The organism is Acinetobacter sp. Q85-2, assembly GCF_013420555.1.
Taxonomy (GTDB): Bacteria; Pseudomonadota; Gammaproteobacteria; order Pseudomonadales; family Moraxellaceae; genus Acinetobacter; species Acinetobacter indicus.
This window is the reverse complement of the sequence record NZ_VOXW01000002.1, coordinates 21,549-43,776: the sequence shown is the minus strand read 5'-3', so window position 1 is coordinate 43,776 and position 22,228 is coordinate 21,549. Positions and strand designations below refer to the sequence as shown.

Genomic DNA, 22,228 nt, shown 5'->3' with positions numbered 1-22,228 from the left:
TGGTGCTGCTGGGATAATTTGAAGTTTTTAAAATGATGGTTTTCTGTTGCCAGTGGCTTCATGTATTCAACAAGTGATTTCAGATAATGCTTATGATTGTTTTTCATGCTTACACCTCTTTAACAAGCTCATAACGTGCATGTCGGCCAATGCCTGAATTATTGCGCTCGTAGTGGGTCACAATGTCGTAACCTGCACACCGTAAACGCTGAATGATTGCGCTCAGGCGGTAGCAGTTAAAAAGGTCAATAGCTTCAGCTTGTGAAAGGGTTTTGCCTTGCTTGAGGTGTGCTAGGACTTGTTTTAATTGAGTGTTGTTCATGCTTTAAGCTCCCCAGTACGCTCTGCTTTTTTCTTCTCCAGCCATTGCTCTAGCTCTTTAATATCGAAGAACACTGGAGCTTGTTTGCTGTTGCCTAGCTTTATTGGTTTTGGGAAGGTGGGGTCTTTGAGTTGAACTTTACGCAAGCCATCACGACTGAGGCTTAAGAGGTCGCATACTTCATTGAATCGCTTTAACATTAAATACATCCTTTTGCATTACTTGGGATGTACTTAATTATCTACATGGCTACATAGAAAAATAGGAAAAATCTTTCGGCTGTAATTTTTCCTTAAAGTTGGCGATTCATTTCATTGCCACCAGTAGCAAAGTTATTAATGAGATACTCTGAACGCTGTAATGCCTTGATAATTCTTTTTTTTCCAGAGTAATCGGGATAAATATTTTCAACTTCTGGGTAGAGTTGCTCTGCTATTTGAGATTCATCAAGTCCGCTATATTTCGCATCCAATATTTTCAAATATTCTTTCCAATCACTAAATCTATAATTTTTTATGACCATATTTATTTCGTCATATTCCTCTCTGAACTTTATATCTTCTTTTAATTTTTTTATTTGTAAGTCAATAGGTATAGATAAATCTATCACAGCCAGTTGCATGTGCTTTGATTGAAATTCTGTGAGTGACCTTAGTAATCCATGCAAATACCGTTCATGGGTGTACCAATCTTTTTTTATTTCTTTCTTATATTGCCTGTAAGTAGGAAGCTCAATAAAACCTACTCGAGTTGAAAGAACGCTTAACCCCATATCATTTTTTGGGTCGGGCAATCCTCTTAAGCCAAACTTCCATACATCTGACCACTCACTAGGGTGTGAGTAGTTTTTATGCTTTTCATAAAATGCTTGATACTCAGGGTTGCGTCTTATGAACTCCCACCGCCAACGCTCCAAGCTCTCACTAAAATCATATTGCTCATCAACAAAATAATCCTTAATTGGATACGGTATTTTCATTATTTACCCCACCAACCGATCTAATTCATCTGCCCACCACTGCATGACCTCTATACGCTCATCAAAGTGCTGTGCCTTATCATATTTACCCTTTACACCTTTTTTGATGTGACCTAAACACGCTTCTATGACCTGTGACTTGTCGCTAAATTTATTATTTAATGCGGTGCTGGCAATATGTCTAAAACCATGCGGATTTTGTCGCCCTTGATAGCCCAAGCGATTTAACGCAACATTAAATGTCATATTACTTATGGGCTTTTCGTAACTATCACGGCTCGGAAATAAATACTCAGATTCTGTTTTATAAGTGTGTAGCTCTCTAAGCAATTCAACCGCCTGTCGTGGCAATGGTACAGCGTGAACAATACCTGTTTTTGTTTTCTCGGCTGGCTTAATCCACTCGGCTTGATCTAAATTAAAATCATCCCAAACGGCTTCCCGAAGTTCTGAGGGTCTAGGGAATAATAGCGCCAACAACTCTAAACCTATTGCCACTGGTCTTGATGGGTGCTGCCTAATTGCTTTTATTAATCTGCCCACTTGATCAAGTTCAACATATTTCATATTGCCCCTGTCGCCCTTGTTTAAAAACTCTGTCATACCATCAAGCGGATTAGATTCGATCTTGTTTTTAAACTTGGCAAGGTTGTATGCGCTTCTACAATATGAGCGCAATTTTTCAACCTGTGTATAAATGCCTAAATCTTCCTGCAAACCTCTAAAAAAATCTAACCATTCATGCGGTGCTATCTCTAAATAGTTGCGCTCTCCAAACGCTGGAATAATGTGCCTGTTGATTGACTTCACCGCTTTGTCATAGGTGACTGCATCCCAGTTACCGTTCTTGGTTGCAAGCCAGTCATTCATCAAAACACTGAATAGTAAATTTTCCAGTTCAATCTTGTTTTGTTTAATCTTCTGCTTGGTTTCAAGCTGCACCCCAGCATAGATATTTTCCTGAAATTCTGCTGCCTTTTTTCTAGCAACAACTGCTTTCATCGCTGGATATGAGCCAATACTCAACCATGACCACTTACCATTTTCTTTTTTATATCTAAACAACCATGATTTTTTACCGCTTGGCTGTACCCGAAAATATAAGCCGTTAGCATCTAGCTCCCGATATTCTTTTTCTTCAGGTTCTAACCCATCCAATACGGCTGGTGATAATGGTCGCTTCTTTATTTCGCTTCTTTTCATAACCTTGTACACATGAGTTATATTTTTAACGCAGTGTACACCACCGTGTACATATTTTTAAACTATAAGCGAAGTTATGTATCTTTAAGAAAAGCAATAAAAAAGCCCTAAATCGTTATAATTCAGGGCTTTATTACCTATATGAAGTTATGTAACAACATATATTTTTAATGCATTGGTAGGCATATCCAGACTCGAACTGGAGACCTCTACGATGTCAACGTAGCGCTCTAACCAACTGAGCTATACGCCTATATGTGACGCATCATATTCACTTTTAAATTTTATGACAAGCCTTTTCTATGATTTTTCAATGCAGATGCACAAGAATTCAGCAATGCTTTGAATTTTTTCAAATCTGCCTCAGAAACCTGCTCAGATGCATACTGCATCTGCTCATATAACTGCACGGTCTGCTTAAACACATGATGCTGCTGTGACTCAGCCTGAGCCGCCAAACGAGACATCCACATGTTAAACGTTTCAGCAGGCTTTTTCTGTAATTCAGGCGGTAACGGCTTCGAAAACGTCTGCAACAGCTGGGCAAGTTTTGGCTGCCGGCGAAGATGCTGATAATACAACCAGGCCATATATAGCCCCAGCAGACCTAAAATGGTCAGTATCAGCATCAGGATATTGGCATAGCTGGAATGTAGCCCCAGTTTGGCCAGCCAGCCCCGCTGCGACTCGGCATTATAGCCCACCACCTTGCTTTGCCATTGATAGCTGGCATAGTCGCTCCAGATACGCAGTTTATTCATTAAATGATAATGCCGATAAGTCCAGCCACTGCCGCGCTCGCCCAATACCGCCTGATCTTCCGCAATCAGGTTTTGCATGCCCTGCTCAACCCGCTGCGGACTAATCATTGCTGTGGGGTCAAAACGCTGCCATTTGCCGTTTAACAGCACTTCGGTCCAGGCATGCGCATCTAACTGGCGTACTTCCCAACTTTTACCATCTGGGGCCAGCTCTCCACCCTGATAACCGGTGACCACCCGCGCCGGAATTCCGACATAACGCATCAGCATCACAAAACTGGAAGCATAATGTTCACAAAAGCCCTGACGTGACTGAAACAGGAACTCATCAACACGATGTTGCCCTAATCGCCCCGGGGTTAAGGTATATACAAAGCCATTTTCCCGATACCAGCGCAGCACCTGCTGTACATAACGCTCAGGATCTTGTCCGCTGTGCAAAAATAAACGCTGGGCCAATTGTTGTGCTTGCAGATCCTGCTGTACCGAAAATTGAGTATTGATGCGTAAATTCAGATGAGCATTACTCACGGTCTGAGCCTGGATATCGCCGATCCAGCGCAACGGAATCGGCTCGACCCGCTGGGTTAAACGCCGCGGTACAATGCCCCAATCCTGCTGGCTATAATAACGGCGCTCCAGCGGTACCGATTTCTCCAGCCCCATCACCCAACGCACGCCCGGGTCAGCCGCCAGATATTGATAATCAAAACTACGCGCATGCGCCGGCTGCAATACATCGCTACGCATTAACGGCTGCTGGTTAACAAAGCTGCTACGCCAGCGCTGGCCATCATATTCATCCAGCACCATCGCCCGCCAATACAGCTCATGCCGTGGTGGCAGTTGCTGCACATCGCCAATAATCCGAAAGGCCAGCGCGCTAGATTGTGACAGCTCGGCAATATCGCCCGGCGACATGCTGTCACTAATTCCGGTAATACCTTTATTTTCCGGAATCGGAATATGCCACAGTGGCGGTAGCCGCGGGAAAAACATAAACAGCAAGACAAAAAATGGCAGTGCATACAGCACAAAACGCCCCACATGGCGGGCATCGCGTTTTAAGGCCTGTACAGCCGAAGCCTGATATTCAAATTCGCTGGTTTGCAGGCGATACAGCCCGATCAGACAACTGAGCAGGCTTAAAATGACCATAAAGGCCATCCAGATTGACTGGCTAAACAGGAAGGAACTGGCACTGACAAATAGCGCGAAATTGAACAGGATAATCACATCGCGCCGGGTTCGGGTTTCGAGGGCCTTGGCAAATAAAAAGGTTGATAACACCGCCACGCCGGCCTCTACCCCAATAAAGGCGCGGTACTGTAAATAAATACTCAGCAGCGCCAGCGCAATCAGGCTAAAGGTCCAGTATTTGGCAATCGGCTGACGCCCGGGCTGCAGACTGAAATACAGACTAATCAGGATGATGATAAAAATTATACTGAGCAGCACAGGCAGATAGATCAGCTGTGCCAGTAACAGCAGGCCCAGGCTTGAGAGAATCGAAATACGGATACTGGAATTCATCTTTATGCCTGCGCCAACAGTTGTTTGGCGAGCAGCAATTGCTGCTCGCCACAGGCGGCCGGTAATTCTACCTGCGGCAAATACAGGGCATAGGCACATTGCTGCTGTTCACACTGCTCGACTAGGCCCATCATTAGGCTGAGTTTTTCTTCATGCGATGTGCTGGGCATCTGCGCATAGTCAATTTCAAGCTGCTGCTGATTCTGATATTGCTCAAAGACCTTGACATATAAACCTTGTCCACGCGCCACCTGTTTCCAGGACACTGCCTGCAAAGAATCTCCGAGCTGATAACTGCGCAGCTCCCGGAATTCATCTAAATCCGGTTCTTCATTGTGCCGGTTGTGTTTATTTTCAGTGGTGTGCTGCGCCGCTTTCGGTGCAATCCAGGCAAAGTCATTGAAATACAGATAGGTCCAGGCACGTACCAGACCAAAGGGATAAACCGAATATAACTGGATGGCCGGATAATGAAACTTGCCGCGCTGGGCAGTATAAAAAGCTAAGCTATACTGCTGTTTGGCTTCACTCAGCGCCAGTTTATGTAATTGCTGATCAACCTGAATCCACAGATAACGCAGCTGTGGCGTATCCTGCTGAAAAAACAGGTGCAGCTGGACATTTTCCCCGGCCTGCCCGACCTGCTGTGCCACCACCTCAAGCTGCAAGCCATGCAGCTGCTTAAAGGTCAAATAAAAACTGACACATAAAATCGCGCTAATTAAAAAGCAGAAGCCCAGAATCAGGTTATTGGCATAGTTAATACCGGCCACAAAGGTAATCAGGATAAGCACCAGATATAAGTAACCCTGCTGATAAATAAATACCAGTACATCTTTTTGCGTGAGGCGTTTTTTCTGCTGGAATTGAAAGCGTTTCTCCAGCCAGTGCTGCCAAAAATTCTGCCCGAGCATACTTAGCTGACCTGCACCTGTTGCAGCAGCTGCTGGGTTTCACCCTCACTTAAACCAATACGATGTGCCACCACCGCCACAAAAACCGCTTGTACATCATCCGGAGTGACAAAACTGCGCTGTTCAATTAACGCATGTGCCTGGGCGGCTTTTTTCAGGGCCAGTACTCCGCGCGTCGATAGTCCATGCCGGTTTTTACGGCTGGCTTCGGCCAGATCCAGAATATAATCCTGCACGGCGTCACTGACATATAGCCGATGCACCTGCTGTTGTAATTCCAGGATTTCATCTTCACTAAACACATGCTGCAAACTGGCAATCAGGCTCTGCCGGGAAGATTGCTGCAGCAATAGTTTTTCTGCATAACGCGATGGATAGCCCAGTGATAAACGCATTAAAAAGCGATCCAGTTGTGATTCAGGCAATGCATAGGTTCCGCTTTGAAACAGCGGATTCTGGGTAGCAATGACCCAAAATGGTTGCGGCAGTTCGTAACGCACGCCATCGACCGTGACGTTGCCCTCTTCCATTGCTTCCAGCAAGGCACTCTGGGTTTTCGGGCTACAGCGGTTAATTTCATCGGCCAATAAAATCTGGGTAAAAATCGGGCCTTGCTTAAACTCAAACTGATGTTCTTTCTGATTAAACATGTTCACCCCAATTACATCACTGGCCAGCATGTCATTGGTAAACTGAATCCGCTGAAATTTCAGTCCGGCCAAATGCGCCAGACTGCTGGATAAGGTAGTTTTGCCCAGACCGGGTAAATCTTCAAACAGCACATGGCCGCCGGCCAGTAAACAGACCAGTGCCAGTTTGGTCTGCTGCTGTTTATCCAGAACAATCTGATTAACCTGTTCAAGGAACTGCTGGATTTTGGGTGCATAGCGCTGCAGCTCGCTCTGGAGCTGCGCCTGATCGTGTACTGGTTCCGATTTCTTATCCTGTTTCATGCCCCAAATCACCTTCATTCCCCAAATAAAAACGGTGTATGTCCTAACATACACCGTTTTGTTTTTTTTCTAAAGAAATCAGATGATTTCTAGACTTTTAACACGGACACTTCTTCAGGTTTCCGGAAGATGGATAACGTGAATCGACACAGTGCCGGTAAAAGGTTTTGGCATCCATCGCTTCCAGATCCGGATGATGCTGCCGCATATGCTCCAGATAAGTCTGATAGTCAGGCACCCCCACCATCAGCCGGAAACTTTGCTGCAGGCGCTGCCACAATGTGGCAATCCGCGACCAGTTTTTAGGATTCAGGATTAAATCCTTCTGCGACATCACGGTCATTTTGATGATTTTATAAATCACCGTTTTACCCGCTCGAGCAAATTTCAGATTCATCTTCTCGCTCCTTAATGGCCTTTGGCCGGCTGAATATCTTCAGGATCGCGGTAAATTGCTTCTGCTTCATGCACGGTTGGTTCCGGATTGGCCAAGGCACGGCGAATCACCCCAATCGCAGCAAACAGCATCACAAACGCCACAATCATAAAGAAGCCACACAATGCCGCATTAATCTGGTTCGACATTGCCACAGTCTGCATTTCCGCAATACTTTTGGCTGGTGCCAGAATTTCATTATTGGCAATGGCGGTATTGAAACGCTCTGCCTGTGCCAGGAAGCCGATCTTCGGATTTTCGTGGAAAATCTTCTGCCAGCCAGCAGTCATCGAGGTGATAAACAGGAACACGGTCGGGATGATGGTCACCCAGACATATTTCTGTTTCTTCATCTTGAACAGGATGACAGTACCAAGAATGAGCGCCATGGCAGCCAGAATCTGGTTACCAATACCAAACAGTGGCCACAAGCTGTTAATCCCGCCAAGTGGATCGACCACGCCCTGATAAACGAAGAAGCCCCAACCAGCCACTGCAACTGCCGTGCCCAGCAAGTTACCAAAGAAGTTGTGTGATTTTTTCACTGCAGGAATCACAATACCTACGGTATCCTGAACCATAAAACGGCAGGCACGGGTACCGGCATCCACCGCTGTCAGAATGAACAGCGCCTCAAACAGAATGGCAAAGTGATACCAGAACGCCATCATTTCACGGCTATTGAAAATCTCGGTGATGATATGGGCCATACCAATTGCGAAGGTTGGCGCACCACCAGTACGGGACAGAATCGAGTTTTCACCGACTTCCTGGGCCAGCAAGGTCAAGGCTTCAGGCGTGACCACAAAACCAAGGTTACGCACAGCTTCTGCTGCCGTATCTACCGACGTACCCAGTAAAGCCGCTGGCGAGTTAATCGCGAAATACACACCCGGATCAAGCACCGCGGCACAGATCAGCGCCATAATCGCCACGAAAGATTCCATCAACATACCGCCATAACCAATCATACGGATATCGCGTTCGTTGTTGACCAGTTTTGGCGTGGTTCCTGAAGACACCAGGGCGTGGAAACCGGAAATCGCACCACAGGCAATGGTAATAAACAGGAATGGGAACAGCGAACCGGCAAATACCGGACCAGTCCCATCAACAAACTTGGTGACCGCTGGCAGTTTCATTTCCGGCATGGCAAATAAAATACCAATCGCCAGACCTGCAATGACACCAATTTTCAAGAAAGTTGACAGATAATCACGCGGTGCCAATAACAGCCACACCGGTAAAACCGACGCAATAAAACCGTAAATGATCAATGCCCAGGTCAGCTCAGTCCCTGACAAGGTAAAGAACGGTCCCCAGTACGGATGCTGCGCAATGTTTTCACCGTAGATAATACCGAGCATCATCAGCACAAAACCGATAATCGACACTTCTGCAATTTTACCCGGACGGATAAAACGCATGTAAATGCCCATAAAAATGGCAATCGGAATGGTGGCGGCAATACTGAATACACCCCACGGACTGTTGGTCAGGGCTTTCACCACCACCAGCGCCAGTACCGCCAGGATGATAATCATCACCCCAAGTGCACCCAGCATCACGATAATACCGGCAAAGCTGCCCAGTTCCTGCTTGGCCATTTCACCCAGTGAACGGCCGTCACGACGGGTCGAAATAAACAACACCAGGAAATCCTGTACCGCACCGGCCAGCACCACCCCGACCAGTAGCCAGATGGTGCCCGGTAAATAACCCATTTGTGCTGCCAGAATAGGACCAACCAGCGGTCCGGCACCGGCAATTGCAGCAAAGTGATGGCCGAACAAGACACTTTTATTGGTCGGAACATAATCTAAACCGTCGGCCAGGCGATGCGCGGGAGTTAAACGCCTAGCATTGAGTTCAAAGACTTTATTGGCAATAAATAAACTGTAGAAGCGGTAAGCAATGCTATAGACACAGGCGGCGGCGAGGACCAGCCAGACTGCGTTTACATGCTCACCACGGCTGAGTGCCAGAATCCCGAAAGACACTGCACCCACAATAGCGACGAGCAGCCAGATAATTTTCGAAGTTAGGCTCGACTTCGTTGGTAATGTTTCCATTCAATCCCTCATATTTTCGATGCATTTAAATCAGCTTGATTGTTGTTGTTCGAGGTACTGCTGTTTTCCTTTGCGACTTTACACCTGTTATTTTTCTATGCCTCTAAGACTTTGGCATAAAAAAAGGGATGATTGATCATCATCCCTTCGATAATAGTATATTTTTACACCATTATGCACGTTCTAAATATTCACCAGTACGGGTATCTACACGAACGCTTTCTTCTTGCTGAACGAATAATGGAACACGTACCACAGCACCTGTTTCAAGTTTCGCTGGCTTACCGCCACCGCCAGAAGTATCACCACGAACACCTGGATCAGTTTCAACAATTTTTAATACCACGAAGTTCGGAGCGCTGACGTTTAAAGGCACGCCGTTGAACAACATAATGGTACATTTTTCATTAGAATCGTCTTTTAACCATTTTGCAGCATCGCCCATAGCTGTTTTATCAGCTGCGATCTGTTCAAATGTTACAGGATCCATGAAGTTCCACAGTTCGCCGTCGTTGTACAAGTAGTCCATTTCTACTTCTACAATGTCAGCAGCTTCTAGTGAATCACCAGATTTGAAAGTTTTTTCTAATACTTTACCTGTTTTAAGGTTACGTAATTTCACACGGTTGAAGGCCTGACCTTTACCTGGTTTTACGTATTCGTTTTCCATGATTGAACATGGGTTACCATCAAGCATAACCTTAAGGCCTGACTTGAATTCATTCGTAGAATAATTGGCCATGACTGGCACACTCCAAACTTACTAACTTTAAGCTATCGATGCTACGGGCTGTTGCGATGTCATTTAGCAAGTCTGACACGAACATTAGTTGCCACATGCACATTCATTTTATGTGACGTATTCTAAATGACCAATATGCCTTGCCGCAATGAAAAATTCTTGTTTAACCGGCCGCTGCTGCCTAAGTTACAAGCAGATATCCATCTACCGGCTTTATTCCCAACTGGCAGATGCTTAAAATCAGCGCAGCTCGTTCTAGACTCCGCTTGGCCCGGATGTCCTGATTTTTCGCACACAAAGCACATTCCCAGCGCCTGCAAACTGTTAAACTAGCACGATTAGGCCTTGCCCTCCCACTTCCATGATTCTTTTTCCGGCATGACAAACTATTTGTATCAACAGCAAAACTGGCAATCACAGCTCAGTGATTTAATTACCGATCCTCAAGAGTTACTGAGTCTTCTGCAACTGTCGCCTGAACAGTTACTCTCCGGCGCAATTCTGGCATCTGAACAGTTTAAATTACGTGTGCCGCGTGCATTCGTCGGAAAAATGAAAGTCGCCGATCCCTTTGATCCGCTGCTGTTACAGGTCTTGCCACATCATCTGGAATTGGAAGATCATCCTGAATTTGTCACCGATCCCTTAGGTGAAGAACAGGCCAACCAGCAACCGGGTGTCCTGCACAAATATAAGTCGCGTTTTCTACTGACCCTGACCGGGGCTTGTGCAGTACATTGCCGCTACTGTTTCCGCCGCCATTTTCCCTATCAGGACAACCTGCCTAAAAATGAAGATTGGCTAAACATCAAACAATATATTGAATCTCAGCCCGACATTAACGAAGTGATTTTAAGTGGCGGTGATCCATTAACGTTAACCAATCGACGTTTACAGAGCTGGATTGAACGTCTGGAATCGCTGCCGCAGATTAAATTTTTGAGAATTCATTCACGCGTTCCGATTGTAATCCCCAACCGTGTCGATGAAGCGCTGATTTCCATATTAAAAAACAGTAGGCTACGGATTATTCTGGTGGTACACTCAAATCATGCATCAGAATTGGATGACTTCACTTGCCGTACATTAAATACACTGGTGAAACATCAAATTACCGTCCTGAATCAGGCAGTTTTACTTCGTGGGGTGAATGATTCTGCTCAGGTTCTGGTCGATTTAAGTTATCGCCTGTTCGATGCTGGGGTGATGCCGTATTACTTGCATGTATTAGATAAAGTGAAAGGTGCACATCATTTCGATCTGATGCCACAGGACATCGATCTTATTTATAAAGAGGTTTTAGCGAACTTGCCGGGTTATCTGGTTCCTAAACTCGTTAGGGAAATTGCGGGCGAAAAGAATAAAACACCGCTTTTTGGGGTTTCAACTGCTTGAATTTGAGTTAAATAACAACGATGACTATGAATCATTCAGATATTTTTCAGGTTGCCACTGAGCTGAAATTGGAACAGCTCAGTTTTTGCCAGAATTCTGTCAAAAGTATTCAGGAGTGGGCAGCTGACTTATCCATTTTACAGCTTGGGGACTCGTCAAAAGCCTTGTTCAAAGCCTTACTGGAAATTTCTGAACTCAAATGTCAGGAAACCTTGCGCTTTGACCTGATTCAGGCCATTCACCCGACGCTGGAAAATGTCCTGACCAGCCTGGAAAAACACTTTTTTAACCAGGGTCTGATTAGCAGCGACCGCAATGAGCACATTATCGAGCTGGCGCTGTTGTTACGTAGTCATTTTGCCAAAGTCTATATTGAAATCGCGCGCCGCAGTCACCGCCAGCTGGCCCAGCAGAAGTTTTCCATTTTTGCCTTTAACCTGAAAAATAACCTGCAGACTGCGCGGACTGTGGCCACCTATTATGCGCTGCAACAACTGACCTTATTGCTGTATCAGCAACAGATGCTATATAGCTCGCCATTTTCCGGGCAATGGCTCACTGCGCATCAACTGTTTAACTGCGCGCTGCAGCACAATTTTCATCAGAACAATATTAACCATCTGCAAGGCACCCAGCATCAGCTGCAAAATATCAGTCAGGCATATGCGCAATTAATCCTGCTGGATATTTTCAATTCCCATCAGATTCGTCCGGCCGAAATTCAGGGGCTGTATCTCTGCAGTTTTGACTGGGTCAAGCTGATTCAGATTTTACCCAAAGAAACCACCCTGTCACGCTATATTGTCGATACCAACAAAGACTATCCGCCAATTTATAACTCGCATCAATCGGGTGATTTTGAGCCGGATATTTTTATTTCGACGCAGGCACTGCTGGATCATATTAGTGAAAATCAGGGCCGCAAGGCCGAACATTTCTCCCGCAATGAAAAGCTGTTTTTAACTCCGGCCCTGCATTTTCATATTCATACCCTGCTCACTCATAATCCTGAGCGTCGCCATGAACGTTATGAATATTCGGCCCAGGTCAAAATCTGTTTTGGCTTAAGCGTGGCGCACTTCTATTTGTCTAAAGGCAAGAATTTTCAGGAAACCCTGCAACTGGGTGAAAATTACCAGTTCCAGAGTGAAAGCCAGTTCATCAACCAGATGCACAGTCATGCCACTGCCGACATCAGTAAAATCCAGAATCTGGACCGCGAGGCCAAACAGATTTACGGCGCGGAAGTGCTGGATATCAGTGTGAATGGTTACCGGATTAAATGGGAAGGTGAAACGCCAAAAAACCTTAAAACCGGTGAATTTATTCTGGTGCAGGAAAATCCGCAAAGTCCGTGGCGTGGCGGTGTGATTCGCTGGATTAAACAGTCGACTGACAAAACCCTGGAACTGGGCCTTGAAGTTTTGGCGCAGGACATTATTCCATGTGCCGTCTATGTGAAATCTGACCGGCATAGCGGGCATTATCATCCTGCCCTGCTCATGCAGAGCTCACAGCTGAATGAAGTCAGCACTCATCTTATTTTACCGGGGATTCAATTATTAAGAGACAAGCAGACCGTACAGCTGCGTTTAGGGGATGAAGACATTAAAGTCTTTTTAATTAAACCGTTACTCATTACTCAAAGCTTTATGCGTTTTGACTTTGAACTGTTAAATGACCAGCAGCAAGCCACAGTCGATGCCTTTATTCACAAGCAGATGAATGACGTTAAGAATCAAGATTTATGGGAAGCGTTGAAGTGAGAAATCCTTTACTATCTAAAAAATTTAAACGTACCGAAACACGTTTACTCATTATCGATGATAACCAAATCCGTTTTAATCAGATTTGCGAACAGCTGAATGCACAGGAACATACCGTGCAGGCCACCCTGCTCGATGACCTGCAAAATTTTGAAAAACAGCTGAATTTAACCTGGGATGTGGTGATTTTTGGCCGCGCCTACGACTTGAAAATTGATCAGGCCCTGACCCTGATTCGCGCCTCAAAACAGCCGAATTTACCGCTGGTGTTATTGCAACCTGAAGACTATGATGCCACCCAATATAGCGCCCTCATCCGCAAAGGCATTTATGATCTGGTCAACCTGAACGATAGTGACAGTTTCTATCTGGGTCTGCTTCGTGCCCTCTCTTTCAGCCGTTTGCAGCAAACCCATGCCCAGCTCAAAGAAGAGCTGGAAAATGCCCAGACGCAGGCGCAGTCTCTGGTGGAAGACAGCAACAAGGCGGTGGCGATTATTCAGGAAGGCATTCATGTACAGGCCAATCAGGAATATTTACAGCTGTTTGGCTTTCAGAATGAAGATGAGATTATTGGTCTGCCTTTGCTTGACCTGTTGCAACCGGAAGATCTAGCCGATTTTAAACTGCGCTTTAAAAAAGTATCGCAAGGTCTGTTTGATTTAGGCCGTTTCAGCTACAGCTCTTTAAATAGTCATGTCGCCGCGCAAAATCCGCTACAGCTGGAATTTTTACCGGCCACTGATGAAGATGCCTTGCAGCTGACCATTGATATTCAGCAGGCCGCTGCAGCACCAGCCAAAGCCAGCCATGAAAGCACAGCTGGTCAGCAGCCGACCCATCAGCTGATTAACCGCACCCTGAACAATCAGCCATCCAAAATTAATGCGCTGGTGGTATTTGCCCTGGCCTCCTGCCCTGAAAAAGTCTTGCAATCGGACTGGGTTACGCTGAAAAACTATTTCGGTAATATTAAAACCTTCCTGAAAGAACAGACCAATGTGCCTTTATTCAAGGTCAATTCATCGATCTATATTGGCTTGTTTCAGGCAGAATCAACCACCATTTTGCATTCCAAACTGATTGGTCTCAGCTCACTGAGTAAACCGCAGTTATTGAGCGTCAATGGGCAAAGTTATCCGCTGAATTTCCGTATGGGCTATGCGGTACTAGAAGGTGAAATTGCCGACAGCACCCAGTTTGAACAGCTGATGGAACGTGCCTTTGTAACCGCACTGCCTTATCAGCAAAAAGATGAGCAAAGCCTCGGACTGGATTTATCCATGACCGATCTGTCGCTGGAAATTGTCGAGCCAAAGGTTGCACCTGTGGTCGAAACCGCTGCTTCATCGCTATTAGGCGCCTTACGCCACAGCCTGGATCGTAATGAAATTCATCTGAAATACCAGCAACTGTATGACAAACAGGACAGCAATTTATATACCTATGAAGTCAGCAGCGGCTTTATTCATCAAGCAGAATGGAAAAGTCTGACCGGGCTGGTTGATCTGGCTGAAGATCCGGAACTCTCAATTAAACTGGATCGCTGGATTCTGGTCGAAGCCTGCAAACAGCTACACAACTTCATTACCCAATATCCGGAAGCCAAGCTGATTGTTAACCTGAACAAGCATGTGCTGTTACAAGACCGCGCGTTCCCGGAATTTGTGTCCAAACTGATTACCATTGTGGGCAGTCAGCAGGCTTATCCGTTAATTCTGCAATTCTCTGAAGAAGATGTGAGCCAGAACCTGATGGATGCCCAAAAGCAGATGCATTTGCTGCATCAGCATGGTGCGGAGATTTCCATCCGTGAATTCGGCCAGTCGATGTATAGCGAATCCATTCTTAAACAGCTGGATGTGCAATATGTGACCCTGCATCCATCGCTGACCAGCAAACTGATGCAAGATAGCGCGACTCAGGAGTTACAGGAACAGATTCAGCAGTTTAGCGAAATCAAGCCGGTGGAAGTGGTGCTGCATGAACTAAACGATATGAACCTGTTTGCCAACGCCTGGAATGTGGATGTCCGTTATATTCAGGGTGATTACTTCCAGAAGAAACTGGATCATCTCATTGATGTACAAGACCAATAAGGTCTTGTACTTTTCGCCTGAAGTGCAGGCACAAAAAAACGGGCAAATGCCCGTTTTTTTCATTCTGGGTATTAACCACGTTTGATAGAACGTGACATACCAGCAAAACGTTGTTTGAACTTGTCGATACGACCGCCAGTGTCAACGTTCTTTTGCTTACCAGTGTAGAATGGGTGGCAAGCTGAACATACGTCTAGGTAAAGAGTGTCTTTACCAACAGCTGAACGAGTTTCGATCACGTTACCACATGAACAAGTAGCAACTAATTTTTCATATTTTGGGTGAATATCGGCGCGCATCGTCGATTACTCCATAAGATTAAAGAAGGTTTTGCTGTCGTCGCAATTGATCACTCTCAAGACTGAGGAAAAAAGCTGTTTATTCGAGATAAACTGCAGACCAACACCACAACAGACCATTCTTTTGGCCCACCGAGACGGATACCGTCAGAGCTAAGCACAACAAGTTGGGGCATATTATACGTGAATCTATGCCAATATGCGAATTATTCTTTGCTCTCAATTTCAGGCTGCTTCGACCAGTAATTGGCAATAATGCCGCAGACCATCAGCTGGATTTGATGGAAAATCATGATTGGCAGCACAATCATGCCCAAAGGCTGGCCAATAAACAGAATCTGCGCCATCGGTACACCACTGGCCAGGGTTTTTTTAGAGCCGCAGAAGAAAATCGCGATCTGGTCTTCACGTTTAAAGCCCAACCATTTCGGGATGTACAGCGCCAGCAGCATGATGATGGTCAGTAACACCGAACAGGCCACAGTTAAAATCAGTAACGTTGTGCCACTGACTTCATTCCACAGTCCGGCCACCACGGCGCCACTAAAGGCGCCATAGACCACCATTAAAATGGTGCCCTGATCAAAGCCTTTAACCAGACTTGGGAACTTGACCAAAAATGGATAGACCCACGGCCGCAGCAATTGCCCCAGAATAAAAGGCACCAATAACAATAAGGTAATCTGAATAATGGATGAGGTCGGATCATAATCGTGCTGCGACTGACCAAAAATAAACAGGCTGACCAGAACCGGGGTAATGAACATGCCGGCAATATTGGAAAAAGACGCGCTACAGACTGCACTGGCGACATTGCCGCGTGCAACCGAGGTAAAGGCAATAGAAGACTGCACTGTAGAGGGCAGGAAGCACATAAATAAAAAGCCCCAGTACAGCTCCTGTCCCAGCAACGGCAGTAATACGGGTTTGGCTATGAGACCTAAGACGGGAAATAACAAGAAGGTAAATGCAAACACCAGCGTATGCAGTTGCCAGTGCATGATGCCTTGTACCACTGCCTCTCTGGACAGCTTTGCGCCATGTAAAAAAAACAGCACCGCAATGGCCGCCGTGGTAATAACGCCAAAGACTTCAGCAACCTGTCCAGACACCGGCACGATACTGGCCAGTATCACCATCACAATTAACAATATGGTAAAGCGATCCAATGCAAGTAGTTTTAGCATGTCTACATCCTGTGATTTTATTTTTGCATCGACATAAAAAAGCCCAGTCAGCGGGTTTTACCTCACGGTAAAGTTCCATCTTACTGGGCCGGAACAATAAAGCTAGTCTGCTGGCTTAATGTTCACTATTTTGTGGCGCTATACTACTGCGCCAACTTAGTTATTGCGGGCATTGTCATCCTGCTGGATCAGTTCGATTTTATAACCGTCCGGATCTTCCACAAAGGCAATTACGGTCACGCCGCCTTTCATTGGACCCGCTTCACGCACCACATTGCCGCCGCGCGCCTTGATTTCTTCACAGGCTTTGTAAGCATCTTCCACTGCAATGGCAATATGACCATAGCCATTGCCCAGCTCATAGCTGTCTGTATCCCAGTTATGGGTCAGTTCCAGCACGGTATGGTTGTCTTCATCACCATAGCCGACAAATGCCAAAGTAAAACGGCCTTCTTCGTAGTCACGTTTACGGAGTAAAGTCATGCCAAGTACTTCAGTATAGAACTGCAATGACCGTTCTAAATTGCCTACACGTAACATGGTATGCAGCATGCGCATATTATTCGTCCTTTTGTTGAATTTGAGCGTGTTCATGAGCACGCAATAATTTTGCCACCCACACCACCAGAATCAGAATCGGAATTCCAAGCAGCGTGGTCATGAGGAAGAAACTCGGATAACCGATATTATTGACTATGGTACCTGAATATCCACCTAAAATTTTAGGAGTGAGGGTCATGAGCGAACTAAAGATCGCATATTGTACAGCGGTAAACGACACACTGGTTAAGCTGGACAGGAAGGCAATAAATGCCGCACCGGCCAGACCGGAGGCCAGGTTATCAATAATAATTGCCAGATAGAGCCATAAACTGCTATACGGTTTAATCACCTTGCCGCGAACTTCTACCGCTGCATCAGCGTTGATATCCACCGGTGTCAGGGCCTGAATATCAATATCCAGCGCCGGATGTTGCGGTGCCAGCTGATAGCTGCGGTTAGCACTGAGTGTACTGCCATCCAGCAATCGGGCCTGCACCTGAATCGTGCTATTTTGCGCTGTCTGTAACTGCTGGCCTTCAATCACACCACTAAACAGACCGCCCTCTTCCAGCTTGGCCGGATATTCCTTGCCATCCAGAACCAGACTCAGCGGCTGTTCTTGCTGTAGCTGTACAGCATCGAGTCCACTCAGCTGCCCGCGAATCACCAGACTTTGCTCGGCTTCCTGTGCAGAAATCCGGTCATCCGAGGTAATCGGTAATAACTGGATTTGGGCTGTGCCGGTCTGCTGCAAATACGGCATGCTTAATTGCGCCTGATCGGACTGATTGGCGTATTGTGCCTGTACCTGAATCTGATTGGCCTGAGCCAGCACGTTGCTCGGTACCTGTATGCTCCAGTAACCGGCTTCATCAGCCTGTACCTTATATTGCTGCGCCCCGACATTCACCTGCACATCACTCAGGCTTTGCCCGGATTTGACCAGTCCAATAAAAATCAGGTTGGTCGAGCTGGCCAGCACTGCGCCCAGAAACATCAGTTTCATGATATTCATTTTTTGGGCCAGCAAACCACCCAGGAAGCCACCCACCAACGAGAAAATCACCCCGTAGACTTTGACTGCTTCAGCAATCTGTTCTTTGCTGAAGTTCAGGTCCTGATAAAACACATTGGAAATGACCCCTGCAATAATATCCGAAACCCGATAAAACCCGATCAGCAGCAGTAACACCAAAGCCAGCTTTAAACCATAGCGCTTAAAGAAATCCGCGACCGGATGCACCCAGGTTTCAAAAGCCATCTGTTTATTGACTGCACCCAGTTTCACCAGCACAGTTCCGATCAGTAAAGCCACCGCACCCGAGCCAATAAAGCGAATCGCCTCCAGCGTAAACAGCAGGAAGGAATCCTGAATACTGAGCTGGTTTTTCAGCGCATCCAGCGCCTGACCGGAATAGATATAACTCAGCACAAAACTGATCACGGCAACAAAAAACACCACCACCAGTCGATAATAATCGCTGCGTTTATATTCTTTACGGACACGCTCCACCACCGGCTCACGAATCACCAGCGTGGTACACATCCCGATCAGCATCACCGCCGCCATCACCAGATAGGTGTATTTCCAGGCCTCATAAATATAGTTGCCTTTAGCCGTGCCCAGATACGCCGCCAGAAATAAAGCGCCCGCACCAGCTACAATCATCCCGATACGATAACCGGCGTTATAGGTCGAAGCCAATACAGTTTGCATCTGGGTTTCAGCCAGCTCAATACGATAGGCATCAATCACAATATCTTGCGTGGCCGCAGCAAAACCGAGCAGCACCGCACCCACCGCCATCTGGTAGAGATGCGTCTGCCCTAAGGCCGGATCTGAAAAGGCCATAATACAGATGGCGCATATAATCAGGACCTGGGCAATTAAAAGCCAGGCCCGGCGCCGGCCCAGTTTTTGGGTTAAATATGGCACTGGTAACTCATCAATTAATGGTGCCCAGACAAACTTAAATGAATAACCCAGCGCCGCCCAGCTAAAGAAAGTTACGGCATTACGGCTAATGCCGGCTTCACCTAACCATAACGATAAACTGGAAAAAATAAGAAGAATGGGAATACCGGCCGAGAAGCCAAGAAACAGCATGATCAGCGCACGCCGATCTAAAAATGCGGTAAAGGCAGATTTCCATCCTGTAGATTGTGTTGTCATTACATTATTTTTGTCAAAAAACTGAATGTTGCTATTCAATCGTTTAATGGATTTGGTTTCAACCTGATTTATGCAAACGCCCTGTGATTTTCTGGAGAAATGCAGCGGCCTGGCTTGAAATTTTCTATTAAACCTGTATACCTTAAATCTCTATTGCAATAATTTCGTTTTGGATTTCACAGTGACGCAAAGACACGAGCACATGACCTCTTCTTTATCTGCTTCAATTACCGAACAACAAACATTAGTTTTACAACCAGAACAAACTCTTACCTCAGCCTTCGAACAAGCCGAAATTCAAACGACACTTAATAACACCCGCTTAAGCCCGGAACAGCTGACCCATATTCCGGATCTGGAAAAAATTCCGGCCTCCACCAAACGGATTAAGCCTTTAAATAATTTTCTGGGTCAGGATCGTGCCCGCGCTTCAGTAGAAGCCGGCATTGCATTGCCTTATTCCGGCTATAACATTTTTGCGGTCGGTACGGCAGGACTGGGCAAACGCACCATGATCCGGCGTTTACTGCAGCAGCATGCCAAAACCATGGCCACGCCAAATGACTGGGTGTATGTCAATAATTTTAAAAACCCGCGTCAGCCCATTGCCCTGCGACTGCCGGCCGGTCAGGCACCAAAATTCCAGACCCAGCTGCATCAGAGCTGGCAGACCATTTTAAAACAGCTGGAACGCCGTTTTAGCGCCGAAACCTATCACAACCGCATTGAACAGATTCGCCAGCAAACTGGCGATGAACAGCAACAGGCCCTCATTGAACTGACCAAAGAAGGTGAAACGCTGGATTTAAAACTGGTCTCGCGCAATGACGAGCACTGCTTTATTCCGGTGCAGTTTAAAGATGACCAGCTGCAGGAAATGACCCAGGAAGATGTCAATGCCTTAAGTAGCAAAGAGCGCGCCGAAATTGCCGCCAATATGCGCTATATGGATAAAAAACTGGAACGTCTGGGTCTGCATCTGGGCGATCTGGAAGATGATGCCCGCGATCGGGTTCAGGTCCTGAATCGTGACATTGCCAAACAGGTGGTGATGCCGCGGATTGATTTATTGCTGAATAAATTTTCAGAGGTTCAAGGGCTTGAAGACTATCTGAAATACTATGCCGAAGACATTATCAACAATGTTGAAATGGTGCTGGAACAGGAAGAAGATGACTTCACTCCGGCAGTGTTTAGCCGGGTGCCAGCGCGTTATCAGGCCAATATTGTTGTCACGCATAAACCGAATTCGGGTGCGCCGGTGATCTTTGAAGATTTCCCGACCCACTACAACCTGCTCGGTCATGTGGAACAGATGACCCAGAACGGCACCATCACCACTGACTTCACCTTAATCCGTTCCGGTGCCTTACATCGTGCCAATGGCGGTTTTTTAATTCTGGAAGCCGAACAGTTACTGGAACAGCCTTATGCCTGGCAAGGGCTGAAACGTGCCTTGAAATCGGGCCAGCTAAAACTGTCCTCACTGGAACATATGCTGACTTTAACCGGCAGTATTTCGATTGAACCGGAATCAATTCCCCTGACCTTAAAGGTCATTCTACTGGCCGAGCCGGAAATCTATTATGAAATTCTGGAAGTCGAACCGGAGCTGGGCAGCGTCTTTAAAATCCGTGCCGACTTCACCGATACATTACAACGTAATGACACCAATGAGCAGGCTTATATGCAGCTGATAGCTGATTATGTTCAGGCCGATAAACTACTGCCCTTTGACCGCTCTGCCCTGGCCGCGCTGTTAACCGACTCGAGTCGTCTGGCCGAGGACCAAAGCTCGCTGTCCTTACATGCCCTGACGCTGGGTGATCTGATTCGGGAATCACATCATCATGCGGTACAAGCCGACAAAAAGATGGTGTCAGAAGAACATATCAACATGGCGCTGGATCATCGTAAATATCGCTTAGGCTATTTACGTGAACTGTACTGGCAAGACCTGTCACGCGGCACCCAGCTGATTGAAACCAAAGGTCATCGTCTGGGTCAGATCAATGCCCTGTCCGTGATTCATTATGCCGATGTCGAGTTTGGTCTGCCTTCACGCCTGACGGCATCGGTCTATCAGGGCGGCGGCGATATTCTGGATATTGAACGCAGTGTTGAATTGGGTGGCTCGCTGCATGCCAAAGGCGTGCTGTTAATGTCCAGCTTCCTGAAAGCCCATTTTGGCCGCGAACAGATTCTACACTTCTCTGCCGCACTGGCCTTTGAGCAGAGCTATGGTCAGGTCGATGGTGATAGCGCCACCGTTGCGGAACTGTCTGCCCTGATTTCAGCAATCAGCCAGTTACCGATTGATCAGTCCTGGGCCATTACCGGCTCCATGAACCAGCTGGGTCAGGTACAACCTGTCGGCGGCGTCAATGCCAAAATTGAAGGTTTCTATGATGCCTGTAAATTACAGGGCCTGACCGGCAAGCAAGGCGTGATTATTCCGCGTCAAAACATGCAGCATCTCATGCTGCGTAAAGATGTGATTGAAGCGGTGCAAAAAGGCGAATTCCATATTCATGCCATTGATGTGATTGATCAGGCGCTAGAAATTCTGATGGCGCGTCCGGTCGGTAAACTGGATAAAAAAGGCCGTTATAGCAAAGGCTCGATTTATGACATGGTGATGGCGCAGCTTGAATACTGGCAAGCCATTGAAGATGGCGCAGAAATTGAAGAGGAAGAGCCAAAGAAAAAGAAAAAAGCCAAGAAAGAAAAAAAGGCCAAGAAAAAAGATCAGCCTGCTGAAGCAGCAATTGAGGCTATTCCGGTAGAAGATGCCCGTAACCAGACTGGCTCATAATGGCCGGTCTAAAAAAGCAAAAAAGCGCCGAAAGGC

At 46.4% G+C, this 22,228-nt stretch carries 18 protein-coding genes and 1 tRNA gene; 4 read left to right on the top strand and 15 right to left on the bottom strand.

Annotated features, from left to right (window positions below; translation table 11 throughout):
- Positions 1 to 109: 109 nt before the first annotated feature.
- The 11 genes from FTT68_RS01595 to efp all read right to left on the bottom strand — a co-directional run bounded on the left by FTT68_RS01595 (position 110) and on the right by efp (position 9,915).
- Entirely contained in the window at positions 110 to 322 is a 213-nt protein-coding gene (locus FTT68_RS01595) for a helix-turn-helix domain-containing protein (RefSeq protein ID WP_180175132.1), read from the bottom strand.
- Positions 319 to 522: an AlpA family transcriptional regulator gene (locus FTT68_RS01590; protein WP_168461557.1), complete on the bottom strand. Its 204-nt coding sequence runs from the start codon at positions 520 to 522 to the stop codon at positions 319 to 321. Before FTT68_RS01590 ends, FTT68_RS01595 begins: the two co-directional genes overlap by 4 nt.
- A gap of 92 nt (positions 523 to 614) precedes the next feature.
- Positions 615 to 1,301: a hypothetical protein gene (locus tag FTT68_RS01585; protein ID WP_180175131.1), complete on the bottom strand. Its 687-nt coding sequence runs from the start codon at positions 1,299 to 1,301 to the stop codon at positions 615 to 617.
- A 3-nt stretch (positions 1,302 to 1,304) separates the two neighbouring features.
- Positions 1,305 to 2,504: a tyrosine-type recombinase/integrase gene (locus FTT68_RS01580; protein WP_180175130.1), complete on the bottom strand. Its 1,200-nt coding sequence runs from the start codon at positions 2,502 to 2,504 to the stop codon at positions 1,305 to 1,307.
- Positions 2,505 to 2,680: 176 nt separating this feature from the next.
- Positions 2,681 to 2,757 (bottom strand) — tRNA-Val (locus tag FTT68_RS01575).
- A 31-nt stretch (positions 2,758 to 2,788) separates the two neighbouring features.
- Positions 2,789 to 4,798 carry a DUF3488 and transglutaminase-like domain-containing protein gene (locus FTT68_RS01570; RefSeq protein WP_180175129.1) on the bottom strand — a complete coding sequence of 670 codons (2,010 nt, stop codon included), beginning with the start codon at positions 4,796 to 4,798 and terminating at the stop codon, positions 2,789 to 2,791.
- 2 nt (positions 4,799 to 4,800) lie between these two features.
- On the bottom strand, positions 4,801 to 5,712 hold the full coding sequence (locus tag FTT68_RS01565) for a DUF58 domain-containing protein (protein WP_180175128.1): 912 nt from the start codon (positions 5,710 to 5,712) through the stop codon (positions 4,801 to 4,803).
- Positions 5,713 to 5,714: 2 nt separating this feature from the next.
- Positions 5,715 to 6,665 carry a MoxR family ATPase gene (locus FTT68_RS01560; RefSeq protein ID WP_005176839.1) on the bottom strand — a complete coding sequence of 317 codons (951 nt, stop codon included), beginning with the start codon at positions 6,663 to 6,665 and terminating at the stop codon, positions 5,715 to 5,717.
- A gap of 97 nt (positions 6,666 to 6,762) precedes the next feature.
- Complete coding sequence (locus FTT68_RS01555) at positions 6,763 to 7,062, bottom strand: YbdD/YjiX family protein (protein WP_005176838.1); 300 nt, start codon at positions 7,060 to 7,062, stop codon at positions 6,763 to 6,765.
- Positions 7,063 to 7,073: 11 nt separating this feature from the next.
- The gene (locus tag FTT68_RS01550) at positions 7,074 to 9,173 is read right to left on the bottom strand and encodes a carbon starvation CstA family protein (protein ID WP_005176837.1); all 2,100 of its coding nucleotides are present in this window, start codon (positions 9,171 to 9,173) and stop codon (positions 7,074 to 7,076) included.
- Positions 9,174 to 9,345: 172 nt separating this feature from the next.
- Positions 9,346 to 9,915, bottom strand: coding sequence for an elongation factor P (gene efp, locus FTT68_RS01545; protein WP_005176835.1), 570 nt, complete (start codon positions 9,913 to 9,915; stop codon positions 9,346 to 9,348).
- Between the two features lie 378 nt (positions 9,916 to 10,293).
- On the opposite strand from efp, the gene epmB reads away from it, so the two are divergent.
- Genes epmB through FTT68_RS01530 form a run of 3 tightly spaced genes read left to right on the top strand, consistent with a single transcriptional unit; the run spans position 10,294 to position 15,175 of the window.
- Positions 10,294 to 11,310, top strand: a complete 1,017-nt coding sequence (gene epmB, locus FTT68_RS01540; RefSeq protein WP_016658396.1) for an EF-P beta-lysylation protein EpmB — start codon at positions 10,294 to 10,296, stop codon at positions 11,308 to 11,310.
- Positions 11,311 to 11,330: 20 nt separating this feature from the next.
- Entirely contained in the window at positions 11,331 to 13,076 is a 1,746-nt protein-coding gene (locus tag FTT68_RS01535; RefSeq protein WP_180175127.1) for a GTPase, read from the top strand.
- Positions 13,058 to 15,175, top strand: a complete 2,118-nt coding sequence (locus tag FTT68_RS01530; protein WP_180175126.1) for an EAL domain-containing protein — start codon at positions 13,058 to 13,060, stop codon at positions 15,173 to 15,175. The genes FTT68_RS01535 and FTT68_RS01530 overlap by 19 nt, the downstream gene beginning before the upstream one ends.
- Positions 15,176 to 15,246: 71 nt before the next feature.
- On the opposite strand, the gene rpmE is transcribed toward FTT68_RS01530, so the two are convergent.
- The 4 genes from rpmE to FTT68_RS01510 all read right to left on the bottom strand — a co-directional run bounded on the left by rpmE (position 15,247) and on the right by FTT68_RS01510 (position 19,377).
- Complete coding sequence (rpmE, locus tag FTT68_RS01525) at positions 15,247 to 15,474, bottom strand: 50S ribosomal protein L31 (protein WP_005176824.1); 228 nt, start codon at positions 15,472 to 15,474, stop codon at positions 15,247 to 15,249.
- Positions 15,475 to 15,680: 206 nt separating this feature from the next.
- The gene (locus tag FTT68_RS01520) at positions 15,681 to 16,661 is read right to left on the bottom strand and encodes a bile acid:sodium symporter family protein (RefSeq protein WP_104472970.1); all 981 of its coding nucleotides are present in this window, start codon (positions 16,659 to 16,661) and stop codon (positions 15,681 to 15,683) included.
- A gap of 156 nt (positions 16,662 to 16,817) precedes the next feature.
- Positions 16,818 to 17,219 (bottom strand): lactoylglutathione lyase, encoded by a 402-nt coding sequence (gloA, locus tag FTT68_RS01515; protein WP_005176820.1) that lies wholly within the window; start codon positions 17,217 to 17,219, stop codon positions 16,818 to 16,820.
- Between the two features lies 1 nt (position 17,220).
- Complete coding sequence (locus FTT68_RS01510) at positions 17,221 to 19,377, bottom strand: MFS transporter (RefSeq protein ID WP_180175125.1); 2,157 nt, start codon at positions 19,375 to 19,377, stop codon at positions 17,221 to 17,223.
- A gap of 202 nt (positions 19,378 to 19,579) precedes the next feature.
- On the opposite strand from FTT68_RS01510, the gene FTT68_RS01505 reads away from it, so the two are divergent.
- On the top strand, positions 19,580 to 22,192 hold the full coding sequence (locus tag FTT68_RS01505) for a Lon protease family protein (RefSeq protein WP_171526934.1): 2,613 nt from the start codon (positions 19,580 to 19,582) through the stop codon (positions 22,190 to 22,192).
- Positions 22,193 to 22,228: the final 36 nt, after the last annotated feature.